The sequence below is a fragment of the Fibrobacter sp. UWB15 genome (assembly GCF_900177705.1).
Taxonomy (GTDB): Bacteria; Fibrobacterota; Fibrobacteria; order Fibrobacterales; family Fibrobacteraceae; genus Fibrobacter.
In genome coordinates, this window is the sequence record NZ_FXBA01000002.1 from 168867 (window position 1) to 182690 (window position 13824).

Below are 13824 nucleotides of genomic sequence, written 5' to 3' on the forward strand. Positions count from 1 at the left end.
TAGGAAGTAGGAAGGGGTTAACTAATGGCGATATTCCATCAAACTACCTTCGCCTTTTTCGGAGTTGAGAGGTTCTTCACTTCCTTAAGAATCTTTTCCGGCCCGACCTTGTTGTAGGCGAGCTTCAGAATCTCGGCCGCCGCAAGAGCGTCATCTAAAGCGCGGTGATGATTGAATTCAGGCAGTTCCAGCGCCTGCGTCAACTTATGCAAGCTGTAGCTCGGAAGCCCCGGGAAAAACCGGCGCGCTATCTTGACGGTACAAAGCCTCGGCGGATCGATCTTGATGCAGCAACGCTTGAGTTCAGTGCGCATGAACTTGCTGTCGAACTGCACATTATGCGCCACAAAGATTCGGTCCTTCAAAAGTTCGGCCACCTCTTCGGCAATAGACGCGAACTGCGGCTTGCCGCGAACCATTTCGTCCGTAATACCCGTCAGGTTCTGCACAAACGGCTGAATCGGCATGCCCGGGTCCACCAGCGCCGAATAAGTCTTGACCACTTCACAATCATCTAAAAGAACAATACCGATCTCGGTAATGCGGCCAACCTCAGCCGTCCCCCCCGTCGTTTCTAGATCTACAACTGCAAACTTCATGGGAGTTACTTTATCGGGATATCAAACTCCAGAGTCTGGCGGGCAGATTCGCTCACCACCTTCGCCTTGAGCACCTTGGACTTGGGCTTTGCATAAAGCGGCACGACCATCAAATTCGAGACCTTGCTGCTTTCGACTGTGGGTTTAGCCTCGCTATCGCGAGCCGTCTGCGAGAAAATCGGCTTTTTGCCCTTGTCGTAAATGTAATACGTCAGTTCACGAGTGTAGCCCGGCTTGATCTGGCTCGTGGGCACCTGAAAATACACCATGCCGCCCTTCGGCACCTTGCGCAAACTGTCACGGATTTCTTCTTCGGTGGCAAACTCGCCATCCATCATCATGCGAATATCTTTCTTGATTTTGTTTGCACTTTCATACTGGACCGTTATCTGGAACTTGGCGTCTTCGGGAATGGCACTCGGGCGCACATCGCGAATTTTTGAATTGTTCTGGTGGTATTCCCAACGGCCGTTGTCGTGCAGAATCACCGTTGAACCGTTCGAAGCCGTGGCAATCATGTCTTCAGCAAAGACCCCTGTCGCCGAAAGCAACAGAATCATCGCTACAACCCATAAAAATCCAACCGACCCACATACCCAAACGTTAAACTTCATGGGATCCTCTTACACTAAAACTCCATAGCGTAATATAAATGAATACCAGCAAAAAAGACCCCAAAGAATCAAAAAAAAGCGAAAAATAAGAAAAAATCTCCATTCCTATCTCAAAACATCACTTTTTTTGAATATTCCGAAATTGTTTTATTTATTTTAGTGGTATGAATTTCCCGATTTACGCTATTGCTATCGCCGCGCTATTCTTTTGCGCATGCAGCAACAGCGAAGGGGAAGTTTTCGTAACGCAAGAAGAGCCCGTCTCGACGAATGATTATCTCCCGCTAAATGATTCGGAATACCCTTACGCAGGCATCCCGAGAATCGTAATCGAAACCGAAAACAAAAGCCCTGTCAAAGACCGCAAAACCGAAATTCCCGCCAAGCTGCAAGTATGGGGCGAAAGCGCCCCCGTAAGCGAAGTGTTAGACATGACCATCAGAGGGCGCGGCAATTCCACCTGGGACATGCCCAAGAAAGGCTATAAAATTGAATTCGTCGACAAGCAAGAAATGCTTGGAATGCCCGCCGACCGTGATTGGGCACTCATCGCAAACCACGCCGACAAAACCTTAATGAAAAACCACATCGCCTTCCGGCTTTCGGCCGGGCTAGGCGCTTATTACTCGCCCCGGTGTGAATTTGTCGAACTGTACCTGAACAAAGAATACCTGGGCGTATACCAACTCACCGAAACAATCAAAATCGGGAAAAACAGAATCAGGGTCCCGTCGCCAAGCACGACCTTTCTTGTCGAAATCGATGCCAAATCCCACAAAGACGACCACGTTTACCTTACCAACCTGGGCAGAGCTCTCAACATTCATCACCCCAAGGAACTCAACACGCTTTCCCAGGATACGCTGATTTCGTTTGTCAACAATTTCGAATCTTACGTTCTGCTCATGAAGCAGTACAAGAATTTGTCTTTAGACAGATGGATCGACGTAAACGAATACATTTTGTATTACTGGGTTCAAGAATTCGCCAAGAACCTGGACGCCAATTTTTACACCAGCGTCTATTTTACATGGTCCACAGACAGCCGCATTTTTATGGGCCCCGTATGGGACTTTGACCAGGCTTTCGGAGGCCAAACTGATTCAAACGACAACAAGCCCACGGAATTCGGCATTCGAGACCGTTACTGGAACAAATACCTGTTTGAAGATGCCGATTTCTTGCAAAAAGTCCAGGAATTTTGGGAATCGCACAGGAAGGTCTTTCTGTCTGTCCTAGACACAATAGAACACGACCGCGCCATGCTGGAAAAAGCCGCGCAAAACAACTTTAAACGCTGGGACTTGCCCTATTCAAGCTATGACGAAGCAGTGCATGAGCTCAGGAACTGGACCGCCCTGCGTTTTATCTGGATTGACCAAGAAGAGTGAAAACATATCAATAGGTTCAGCGGTCTCTAGCCGCCCATATTCATTGACAACAGGACTCCATCAGATGTATATTTTAACATGAAGTTCTGAGTAAAACAACATTATATGAAAAATCAATAAAACAATTAGACATCTTCAGTTTTCAGAGAAATAAAATATTCGTAACACAAAGGATTTTTTATGGCAAAGACCGTTTACCTAGGAATGATTGGCGACATCATGCACCCGGGCCTTATCAACATTATCAATGAGGGCACAAAATACGGCGACGTAATGATTGGACTTTTCACGGATAAAGCGATTGCCACACACAGACGCTTGCCGTACCTGAACTACGAACAGCGCAAGAACGTCATCGAGAACATCAAGGGTGTTTCTCAAATTGTTCCCCAGGATGAATGGAGCTATGTTGAAAACTTGAAAAAGTACAAGCCCGACTACATTATCCACGGAGACGACTGGCTTTACGGGCCGGATAAATATATCCGCGACGAGGTGCTGAAGGTAATGGAAACTCAGGGCGGCAAAGTGATCGAAATTCCCTACACCAAGGGAATTACCTCTTCTGGACTCAAGAAGGAAATTGATTCTTTGGGAACCACGCCGCAAGCACGCCTTTCTTCACTGCGTCGCCTGATCGCAGCCAAGCCAATTGTTCGCATTCTAGAATCGCACAACGGCCTGACCGGCCTTATCGCAGAACACACGAGTGTTGAAATAGATGGTTGCGTTCGCGAGTTTGACGGCATGTGGTCTTCTTCCCTTACCGATTCTACCAGCAAGGGTAAGCCCGATATCGAGGCAGTGGACCTCACGACCCGCCTGCACGACCTGAACGATACTCTTGAAGTGACGACCAAACCGGTCATTTTCGACGGCGATACGGGCGGAAAGGTGGAACATTTCGGTTTCACTGTCCGCACACTCGAACGCTTGGGCATTTCGGCGGTCATCATCGAAGACAAGGTGGGCCTGAAACAGAATTCCCTGTTCGGCACCGACGCCATCCAGACGCAGGACACCATCGATGGTTTCTGCACCAAAATCCGTGCGGGCAAGGAAGCGCAAGTCACCGAAGACTTCATGGTAATTTCCCGCTGTGAATCGCTGATTGCGGGCAAGTCCGTGGACGACGCCCTGGAACGCTGCCACGCCTATGTTGCAGCCGGAACCGACGGCATCATGATCCACTCCAAGGACAAGAGCGGCGAAGACATCAAGGAATTCTGCAAGCGTTTCCGCGAAAAGGACGCACACACGCCGATCGTAGCCGTGCCCACCACCTACAACCAGTTCACCGAAGAGGAACTGGCCACCTGGGGCATCAACATCGTCATCTATGCAAACCACATGCTTAGGTCTGCATACCCGGCCATGGTCAAGTGCGCAGAATCCATTTTGACGCACAGCCGCAGCCTTGAAGCCTCGAACGACTACTGCATGCCCATCAAGGAAATTCTGAACCTCATCCCCGGCACGATGAAGAAGTAACGGTATTTTACCTATGATCAGTCCGAAGTTTTTTATTGACACGCTCGGCTCCTACGGCATTGACTTTTTTGCCGGAGTCCCCGATTCTTTGCTCAAGAACATCTGCGCCTACATCGCCGACAACAAGGATGCCAAGCATAACGTGATTGCCGCGAACGAAGGTGCCGCCGTGGGCCTTGCCGCAGGCTATCACCTCGCTACAGGAAAGATTGGCGTTGTCTATATGCAGAATTCCGGCGAAGGTAACATCATCAATCCGCTCGCCTCGCTGACGGACAAGGAAGTGTACAACATTCCCGCCCTGTTGCTCATTGGCTGGCGTGGACGCCCCGGCGTGCACGACGAGCCGCAGCACGTGAAGCAGGGCAAGGTGACTACCGGCATCCTGAACACCATGGGCGTGAACTACGACGTACTCTGCAAGGAAGAGGACAAGGCGGCAAAGCAGATTGCGAAGGCCGTCAAGACGATGAAGGAAACGGGCGAGGTCTATGCGCTTGTCATCGAGAAGGACACCTTCGAGGATTACAAGCTCCAGAGCGTCGAGAAGAACGACCTCACGATGAGCCGCGAAGAAGCCATCCAGACGGTGGCCGCCGTGCTCGAGCCAAAGGATGTCATTGTCTCTACGACGGGCATGATCAGCCGTGAACTTTTTGAATACCGCGCCCAGAAGGGCGAAGGCCACGAACGTGACTTCCTTACGGTGGGCTCCATGGGGCACGCCTCGCAGATTGCGCTCGGCATCGCAATGGAAAAGGACGATCGCAGGGTCTGGTGCTTCGATGGCGACGGCGCGACCATCATGCACATGGGTTCCATGGCGATTGTCGCGAACAAGTCTCCTGCAAACTACGTGCATGTGGTATTCAACAACGGCGCGCACGACTCCGTGGGTGGCCAGCCGACGGTGGGCCTCAAAATTGACCTGCCCGCTGTTGCGAAAGCCGTGGGTTACAAGGATGCCTTGACGGCCGACAGCAAGGAATCCCTTGCTGATGCGCTGGGCAAGGTGCGCAATATCGAAGGTCCCGTGCTCCTCGAAGTCAAGGTGAAGAAGGGCAACCGCAAGGATTTGGGCCGCCCGACCACGACTCCTATCGAGAACAAGAACGCCTTGATGGAGTTCCTGAGGAAATAAAAATGCGACTTGCCCTGCTGTCGGACATCCATGCGAACGTGACGGCATTGAAGGCCGTTCTCGAAGAACTCGCCCGCCGCCATGTCGATAAGTTCGTGCTGCTGGGTGACCTTGTCAATTACGGCATGCGCCCGAACGAGATTGTGGACATGGTCCGCGATATGGACGACCAATTTGTCGCAAAAATCTGGGGCAACCACGAGAAGGCGGTCATGGACAACGACACGACCCGTTTTGCGACAGACCGCGGACGCGCTATCCTCCATTACACACAAAAGCACCTTTCGCAGGAATCCATCGACTTTATCAGTAACAAGATGAATCGCGATGGCACTTGTTCCCTGGAAATCGACGGCAAGAAGTTCCTGCTGGTGCACGGAATCCTGGGCGACCCGTACTGGGGAAAATTTACGCCGGCAGAACTTTCCCGCGAGGAATATGCGGAATTCGATTTCGTGCTGACGGCGCATTCCCATGTGTGCCATTACTTCGAGGTGCTTTTCAAGGCGGATTCCCCGAGCACGAGGAACAAGAAGAAAACGGTTTTTATCAATCCGGGTTCCGTAGGGCAGCCGCGCAATATCAATCCCTGCGCACAGTTCGGAATTCTCGATACCGAGACGACGGAATACGAGCATGTTTGTGTCCCGTACGATATCGTGGCGGAACAGGAACTTTATACGGACGAGGTAGATGTGTTCTACAAGGATCGTCTGACTTTAGGAATTTAAACAGAGGCTTAACATGAAGAAAAATCTGTATGTCATAAGTGGTGCCACCGGCATGACCGGCAGTGAACTTTCGCACCAACTGTTGAAAGACGAAAACATCGTTGTCGGTTTTGACAACTTCTTTGCCAGCTCCATCGATACGGTGAAAGACCTGGTTGACCGTGACGATTTTATCTTTTACGAATACGACATCAACAATGCCGAAAACATGGCTTCTATCGCCGACAAGGTGAAGAGCCTCAAGGGATCGTATTCCGGCCGCCTGATTTTCATCAACTGTGCTGCGGTTGTCCACACCAAGCATTTCTACGAAGTGGAACATACGTTCCAGACGAACGTCATCTCGATGAAGACCTTCCTCGAAATGGCAATCGCCCTCGGTGCCGACACCTACGTCAACTGCTCGACCTCCGAAGTGTATTCCATGCAGTCGTGGAACGCGAACGGCGGTGTTTGCGAATCTGACTTCCTGGTCATGGCTACGGCGGAACACAGCCAGCGCACGAGCTATGCGGTGGGCAAGCTCCTCACGGAGTTTTTCATAAAAGATGCCGTGGACAAGGGCAAAATCAAGGGCTGCTCTATCCGCTTTGCAAACGTGTACAGCAAGCATGAACGTTTTGCCGACCACATTATCCCGCACATCATCAACAACCTTCTCGAAAAGCCCGAAGTCACGTTGCTCGAAAACTCGAAGGTCAACAAGCGCACGTTCCTCCACAACATCGACAGCTGCCGCGCCGTGATGGAACTCATGGAATCGCCCGAGGCTCTTGACGGTACCGTCTATAACGTCGCGACCAATGAGGAAATATCCATTGTGGATTTGACCAAGCTTATCGCGAAGAAGATGGGCATGGATGACGTGAAAATCAGGTTTGAAGGTTTCCGCAAGTCCGACCCGGAACGTCGCTTACTCAATACAGACAAGATTCGTACGCGTACGCGCTGGAAACCGATCGTTACGCTTGACGAAGGCCTCGAAATGTGTGTGAAGAGTATCGAAAGATGAAATACCTGATAATTACTGTTGCCGGTACGGCGACCCGCTTTAACAGGGACACGGAAAAGGAAACCCTGAAGTGCCTTTATTACAAGGATTCCCCGAAGTTTGCGCTGCTGAACCAGCTTATCAAAAACTGCGGCGAATACGACAAATACATCATCGTGGGCGGCTACCTCTATTCCGCACTCGAAGAATATGTGAAAGAAAACCTCCAAGCCTACGGCGACAAGATTGAACTTGTCTACAACGAGCACTTCAAGGACTACGGCTCGGGCTACAGCTTGTACAAGGGCATCGAGGCCGTGAAGGAACTGGGCGATGTCACCTTCGTCGAAGGCGACCTGTTTTTCTTGAAAGAAAATTTCAAGAAGGTCTACGATAGCGAGAAGAGCGTGCTCACGATAAACCGTGAACCCATCTATTCGAACAAGGCTGTGGCGCTTTACGTATCGACGGATGGCCGCCCGCATTACCTGTACGACACGAACCATTCTTCGCTCACGATTCCGGAACCGTTCCTCGCGGTATTCAATTCTGCGCAGATGTGGAAGTTCCAGTCGGCAGAAAAACTGCACGAGGCCGTCGCTTCCCTGACCGAGAAACAGCTTCAGGGCACGAACCTCGAGATTATCCAAGCGTACTTCAACAAGCTTTCCCGCGAAGAGTACGACGTAGTCACATTCGACGCTTGGTTCAACTGCAACACCGTTGCGGACTACAACATTGTCCACGAACTTATGGAGTAAGATATGGAAATCCTGAACAAGAAAATTGCCTTGCTCAAGTCCAAGGTCGAAAAGAACGAGACGATTACGATTATGATTATCGGGCTCGGAAGCGTCGGTACGTTCCTGCTCGACTTTTTGGTGAGCCTCCGTGACCCGCAACTGAAAATTGTGGTTGCGGGCCGCAATGCCGCCAAGATGCAGATGGACGTGAACATCGTCCGCACGGCAGCGACAATCCGTCGTGAACTGCGCAGCCAGATTGAAATTCTCGGTGACTGCGACCTGAACGATGTCGACAGCATCGTAGCGACCATCAAGAAGGCGAATCCCGACTTTATCGTGAACAGCAGCCGAGTGTATTCGGGCCTCAAGTACGGAAGCATCTCGTGGAGCAACCTGCGTGCCTACGGCATCTGGTCTCCGCTCTCTATCCGTTACGCGAAGAACATCATGGCCGCTTACGAGAAGACTGGCTCCAATGCGGTGACCATCAATACCTCGTATTCCGACGCGGTGATTCCCTGGCTCAAGTCCGCCGGCAAGACCTACTTCGATTTCGGTAGCGGCAACCTGAACCACCTCATTCCGCGCATGAAGTTCTTCATGGCCGAAAAGTACGGCATCGACAACCTGAACGATATCGATGTGACGCTTGCGGTAAGCCATTTCCACGACGTGGTGATTTCGAAGGAAGGTCACGCCGAAGGCCAGACGCTGCTCCTGAACTTCAAGAAGGACGGCAAGGACTTGCCGTTCGACCAGGCCGAAGTGCTAGCCGCCTGCTCTATCCCGATGCCGGTGGACCAGAAGCGCAACATGATGAACGCTTCGAGCAATTTCAACATCATCAATTCCATCTTGACGGCTCTCCGCGAAAAGAAGGTGACCAAGGTGCATGCGCCCGGTGTCGATGGCGAAATCGGTGGCTACCCGGTACTCATCGATGGTGCGAAGGCGGAAGTTTCGTTCGATACGTCGCTCTTCAGCATGGATGACATGCGTGCGGCGAACCGCAAGTCCATCTACTGCGACGGCATCGAGAACGTGGAAAACGGCACGCTCGTCTATACCGACGAACTCGTCGCGAAGGTGAAGAAGGCTTTCAACGTCGACTTGCCCAAACGTGTCGCATTCGAGGATATCGAGAAGACGGCCGACTTTATCATCAAGAACATCATCGAACCGTTTGCACCGAAGAAATAATAAGATATATGATTATTCGTAGCAAAGCACCTCTTCGACTTGGCCTTGCCGGTGGCGGCAGTGACGTGTCTCCTTACAGCGACATTTTTGGCGGCCTAATCCTAAACGCAACAATCAATTTGTATGCGTACACCACTATTGAAGAAACTGACGACGGGTTGATTACCATACAGAGCTACGACAGCGACTATTTTGAAAGTTTTCCGCTTACAAAAGTCATCCCAATTGACAACAAAGCCTCTTTGATCAAGGGAACCTACAACCGCGTGGTCAAAGATTTTAACATCCCACTAAAATCATTCAAAATTACCACCTACAACGATGCGCCTGCAGGCTCTGGACTTGGAACATCTTCGACAATGGTGGTCAGCATCCTCAAAGCTTTTGTTGAATGGCACGGGTTACCCTTGGGCGATTATGAAATTGCCCGACTCGCTTATGAAATCGAAAGAAAAGACCTTCGACTGAGCGGAGGAAAGCAAGACCAATATGCAGCAGCATTCGGCGGATTCAATTACATGGAATTTCTTCCGCAAGACGTGGTCATCGTGAATCCTCTCAAGGTAAAACGCTGGATTCTTGACGAACTAGAAGCCTCCATCGTTCTTTATTTTACAGGTCGTAGTCGTTCTTCTGCACAGATTATCGACGAGCAGAAAAAGAATACCGAAAAAGGCAATACCAAGTCCGTCGAAGCAATGCACCGAATCAAGCAGGGTGCCGTAGACATGAAACTCGCCGTATTGAAAGGCGACATGAACGCATTCTGTAAAGTCCTTGGGCAGAATTGGGAAGACAAGAAGCAGATGGCAAATGCCATTACAAACCCTGTAATCGAAGAAGCTTTTGAAATCGCAATAAAGGCAGGAGCCAAATCCGGCAAGGTCAGTGGCGCTGGTGGCGGCGGATTCATTATGTTTTTCGTGGAACCCACTCGCAAAAAAGAAGTTGTTGACGCACTCAAAAAATTAGACGGTTTCGTAATGCCATTCAACTTTACAGAAGGCGGTGCTCATGGCTGGAAAATTTACGACACAGACAATATTGAGTCCCTAAAGCATTGAGGTTCCCATGCTGAATAGTAACGTAATGAGCCATCTGGAAACACTTGTTTCCCGCTATCCAGAATTAGACGCCTGCAAGGAAAGTATTGTAAGCGCATACCATATTCTTGAAAGCTCTTACACAAATTGCAGGAAAATGCTTGTCGCAGGCAACGGCGGTTCTGCGGCAGACTCGGAGCACATCGTCGGTGAATTGATGAAAGGTTTTGTCAAACCACGAAAGCCTTCAGAAAAATTTATCAATGCCCTAACAGCTGTCGATGCTGAACTCGGTCCAATTCTCGGGAAAGCTCTTCAAGGAGCACTTCCCGCCATTGCATTGGATGGCCACCTCGCATTGACTACAGCCTACATGAACGACTGCGAACCATTACTCTGTTTTGCTCAACAGTTAAATGGATACGGCAATGCTGGCGATGTATTTTTAGGGATTTCAACTTCTGGTAATAGCAAGAACATTCTATTCGCAGCAACAGTCGCCAAAGCAAAAGGGTTAAAGGTAATAGGACTTACCGGAGAAAAAGAAAGCAAATTGTCCGCAATAGCCGACGTCTGTATCCGCGTTCCCCAAACGGAAACATTCAAAATACAAGAATTACATCTGCCGATCTATCATTGCCTTTGCCTAATGTTGGAAGAACATTTCTTTTAATCAAGGATTGATATGGAAGTCATCATTTTAGTAGGAGGGCTTGGAACCAGGCTCCGCAGCGTTGTAAGCGAAGTTCCCAAATGTATGGCACCTGTTGCAGGCAAACCATTCCTTTGGTATTTGCTGAAATACCTAACACGTTTCGACGTTTCTCGAGTTGTCCTGAGTGTAGGGTATCTCCGTGAAGTGATTTTCAAATGGATTGACCAAAATAAAAAAGAGTTCCCTTTTGAATTTGAATACGCAATAGAAGAAGAACCGCTTGGCACAGGAGGCGGAATTAAATTGGCACTAGGCAAGGTACACGAGGAGTCCGCCTTCATATTAAACGGTGATACATTCTTTGATGTAGACTTGAACGAACTTGCAAAACAGCACGCACAAAATCAAAAGGCCATTACCATTGCACTAAAGCCCATGCGAAATTTTGACCGTTATGGTTCAGTCAATTTCAATACGAATACATCTACAATTGAAGCATTCAACGAAAAGAAGCATTGCGAGCAAGGTCTTATAAACGGCGGAATTTACCTAGTCTCAGCCAAATCCAACATATTCGACGGACTACCCGCAAAATTCTCTTTTGAAACCGCAGTCCTCGAAAAGCAATGCCAACTAGGAAACGTAGGTGGAATCATCCAGGACAAGTATTTCATTGATATTGGCATCCCAGAAGATTACCACAAAGCCGATTCAGAATTCAATACGCTATTCTAACTTCCATGAAACTAATCGATATAGATATCGCCCCATATGACACATTATTATTGGACCGTGACGGGACAATCAATGTTCACATTATTGGCGATTACGTCCGTAAATGGTCCGATTTTGAATTCATTCCAGGCGCATTAGAGGCCCTGGCCAAATTCGCCAAACATTTCAAGCATATCTTTATCGTTACCAACCAACGAGGTATCGGCAAAGGGAAATACACGGAAGCCGACCTAGCGGACATCCACAATAAAATGTGCGCAGAAATAAGCAAAGCCGGCGGTCGCATTGATAAGATATACTATTGCACTGCGCTTACGGAAGAAGACATTCGACGCAAGCCAGGCCGAGGAATGTTCGACGACATTTTAAGGGATTTCCCAGACGTCAAAGCATCAAAATGCCTTATGTTGGGTGACGGCGATGTCGACATGGAATTTGCCAAAAACTGCGGCATCAAAGGAATAAAAATCGATTCCTTAAAGAAAGAAAGCGGACAATACAGATTTGTTGAACAGTAAAACCACGCCTAAATTACGATTCCGTTTTTTTCCAAGGATCGCGGTATAAACCAAGCATCTGTTTTAGCAACAGGAAAAAGAACGGCATGTCCTCAACAAAATATCGATGCCAAAGACGTTTAGGTTCTTGAACAAATCGATAAAGCCATTCTAGAGCCAACTTCTGGAAGAAAACTGGAGCACGTTTAACATTCCCAGCCTCAAAATCAATCGTCGCTCCAAGAGCCATAAACACATCGATATTGGGCAAACGGTCTTTGAATTTATAAATCCACTTGGTTTGTTTTGGATTTCCCAAACCGACAAGCACCACATTCGCCTCAGACGCATTTAAAATTTCAAGAATTTTTTCGCACTCTCCGTCGTTCTTTTCAAACCCAAATGGTGGTGAATACGCACCGACAATTATTTTGCGGCCGATACGGGTGTTAATCCGGTCCATCGCCTTAAGTCCGACCCCATCTTTTGCACCCAGCAAAAAAATCTTAATATTTTCATTCTTGGCATGATAATCGCAATACTGCGGGAAAAAACTGGAGCCCGGAATAGACTCTTTCAAAGACATTCCTCGTAATTTTGCCGCTAGCAAAACAATTTTGCTATCACAAACGGAAAATTCCGCCCGGTCCGCCATTCTATGAAATTCTTCATCACGTTGATGCTTCATAATGTCATCAACATTCGGAGTTACCAAAACCCCTTTATCGAGTTTTTCTAACAATTCCTGAACCGTATAATTATCTATACGAGTATTTAGAAGCATTACAGACGTTTTTTTCATATCAACCAACAATCTTCCTCAAACGACGCACTCCCTACACTATTGTTTTCCTCTTATTCTCTTATACATTTTATATAGTTTCCGGAGCAACCAAAATCTAACACAATAATTACAGGTTATTTCCCTTCTTAAAGTAATATCCTTGTGCTTAAGCCAATCTAGCAAACTTAGCCTAGTCGCCTTGCTCCTATTCAACGGCTTAAGCGGCGATTCCTGTCCAGCAATAGCCGCATCTAAGACATCTAACATTTTCGGGATACAAGTTCCAATATTCGAAAAATGAGAATTTGAATACTGCTGAGCCTCGCCTTGGTACTTATCGTAATCTGCAATTATTCCCGCGATACATTCAGTCAATTTTTCCTTCGTTGTCTTGATGACATAATCATAATCATTAGCAGGTTTTCTACTTGGCGTCGTATCAGGAATCAGCCAATTGTCAACAGAAACGGCAGGCTTTCCTAGCATGACCGATTCGCTCATGGTACTAGATTCCTCTGACACAAGAACATCGGAGAGCATTATTGCATCCAAAATACTGGTTTTCGGATTCATTTGTATAACACGAGGATTCCCCTTATGAAGCTCATACATCTCTTTAATGTTCGCCACTTGCTCTGGATAACAGTCCGGCCACGGAGCCTGTTTTATGAGAATATTGACATCCAATGGGAGCATCGACTGCACAAATTCATCTTGTTTGTGATCGTTCTCCCACGCAGGAGCATACAGAATCGTTCTTTTTTGAGGATCAAGGCCGACTTTTTCAGCCAACATTATTCTTTTCGCATCGTCTTTATACTCAGCAAGTCTATCTGCCTTAGGCCACCCAGTAAGATACACGCCCTTTCTCGGGTTTGCGTAATAAAGCTGAGAGCATCGGTTCCAATTGTCCACCCAAACCTTACTCGGAAGAAAACCAACATCATACTTGTCCCACGGTTCCCTTAACCAAATATCCGGCCAATTACCATACTGCTGCATGATATCATGGAGCATTATAACAGAGAATTTACTGAATTGGGGATGATTGATATGTTCGCAATACCATCCTATTTCACATTTTGCAAATTTATCATCTGTGATACGAGTCTTGTACCCTCTCTTCTTCGCTTCTTCCGCAATCATCTCATATACTTGTTTCTGAACAGTATCTAAGTATACAAAAGTTATTTCCTTTTTAACCAT

15 protein-coding genes are annotated in these 13824 nt (G+C 48.2%); 11 read left to right on the top strand and 4 right to left on the bottom strand.

Annotated elements, in window-relative coordinates:
• Positions 1-38 precede the first annotated feature (38 nt).
• On the bottom strand, positions 39-599 hold the full coding sequence (locus B9Y58_RS05440) for a 3'-5' exonuclease (protein ID WP_073055450.1): 561 nt from the start codon (positions 597-599) through the stop codon (positions 39-41).
• Between the two features lie 5 nt (positions 600-604).
• Complete coding sequence (locus B9Y58_RS05445) at positions 605-1213, bottom strand: hypothetical protein (RefSeq protein WP_143154662.1); 609 nt, start codon at positions 1211-1213, stop codon at positions 605-607.
• A gap of 164 nt (positions 1214-1377) precedes the next feature.
• Here B9Y58_RS05445 and B9Y58_RS05450 point away from each other — a divergent pair, with 164 nt between their 5' ends.
• The 11 genes from B9Y58_RS05450 (at position 1378) to B9Y58_RS05500 (ending at position 11855) form a co-directional block, all read left to right on the top strand.
• Entirely contained in the window at positions 1378-2604 is a 1227-nt protein-coding gene (locus B9Y58_RS05450; RefSeq protein ID WP_073055446.1) for a CotH kinase family protein, read from the top strand.
• A 180-nt stretch (positions 2605-2784) separates the two neighbouring features.
• Positions 2785-4095 (top strand): phosphoenolpyruvate mutase, encoded by a 1311-nt coding sequence (gene aepX / locus B9Y58_RS05455; protein ID WP_073055444.1) that lies wholly within the window; start codon positions 2785-2787, stop codon positions 4093-4095.
• Between the two features lie 13 nt (positions 4096-4108).
• Positions 4109-5236, top strand: coding sequence for a phosphonopyruvate decarboxylase (gene aepY / locus B9Y58_RS05460; RefSeq protein ID WP_073055442.1), 1128 nt, complete (start codon positions 4109-4111; stop codon positions 5234-5236).
• Between the two features lie 2 nt (positions 5237-5238).
• Positions 5239-5967: a metallophosphoesterase family protein gene (locus tag B9Y58_RS05465; RefSeq protein WP_073055440.1), complete on the top strand. Its 729-nt coding sequence runs from the start codon at positions 5239-5241 to the stop codon at positions 5965-5967.
• Positions 5968-5980: 13 nt separating this feature from the next.
• A complete protein-coding gene (locus tag B9Y58_RS05470) occupies positions 5981-6979 on the top strand; it encodes an NAD-dependent epimerase/dehydratase family protein (protein ID WP_073055439.1) in 999 nt (332 codons plus the stop codon).
• Positions 6976-7719 (top strand): DUF6564 domain-containing protein, encoded by a 744-nt coding sequence (locus tag B9Y58_RS05475; RefSeq protein ID WP_073055437.1) that lies wholly within the window; start codon positions 6976-6978, stop codon positions 7717-7719. Before B9Y58_RS05470 ends, B9Y58_RS05475 begins: the two co-directional genes overlap by 4 nt.
• A gap of 3 nt (positions 7720-7722) precedes the next feature.
• The gene (locus B9Y58_RS05480) at positions 7723-8904 is read left to right on the top strand and encodes a Rossmann-fold NAD(P)-binding domain-containing protein (RefSeq protein WP_073055435.1); all 1182 of its coding nucleotides are present in this window, start codon (positions 7723-7725) and stop codon (positions 8902-8904) included.
• Positions 8905-8912: 8 nt separating this feature from the next.
• Positions 8913-9968, top strand: a complete 1056-nt coding sequence (locus B9Y58_RS05485; protein ID WP_073055433.1) for a GHMP family kinase ATP-binding protein — start codon at positions 8913-8915, stop codon at positions 9966-9968.
• A 7-nt stretch (positions 9969-9975) separates the two neighbouring features.
• Positions 9976-10620 carry a D-sedoheptulose-7-phosphate isomerase gene (locus B9Y58_RS05490; protein WP_199220950.1) on the top strand — a complete coding sequence of 215 codons (645 nt, stop codon included), beginning with the start codon at positions 9976-9978 and terminating at the stop codon, positions 10618-10620.
• 12 nt (positions 10621-10632) lie between these two features.
• The gene (locus B9Y58_RS05495; protein WP_073055431.1) at positions 10633-11337 is read left to right on the top strand and encodes a nucleotidyltransferase family protein; all 705 of its coding nucleotides are present in this window, start codon (positions 10633-10635) and stop codon (positions 11335-11337) included.
• A gap of 5 nt (positions 11338-11342) precedes the next feature.
• Positions 11343-11855: a D-glycero-alpha-D-manno-heptose-1,7-bisphosphate 7-phosphatase gene (locus tag B9Y58_RS05500; RefSeq protein ID WP_073055429.1), complete on the top strand. Its 513-nt coding sequence runs from the start codon at positions 11343-11345 to the stop codon at positions 11853-11855.
• A gap of 13 nt (positions 11856-11868) precedes the next feature.
• On the opposite strand, the gene B9Y58_RS05505 is transcribed toward B9Y58_RS05500, so the two are convergent.
• The gene (locus B9Y58_RS05505; protein ID WP_073055427.1) at positions 11869-12636 is read right to left on the bottom strand and encodes a WecB/TagA/CpsF family glycosyltransferase; all 768 of its coding nucleotides are present in this window, start codon (positions 12634-12636) and stop codon (positions 11869-11871) included.
• A gap of 39 nt (positions 12637-12675) precedes the next feature.
• Positions 12676-13824, bottom strand: a complete 1149-nt coding sequence (locus B9Y58_RS05510) for a CDP-glycerol glycerophosphotransferase family protein (protein ID WP_073055511.1) — start codon at positions 13822-13824, stop codon at positions 12676-12678.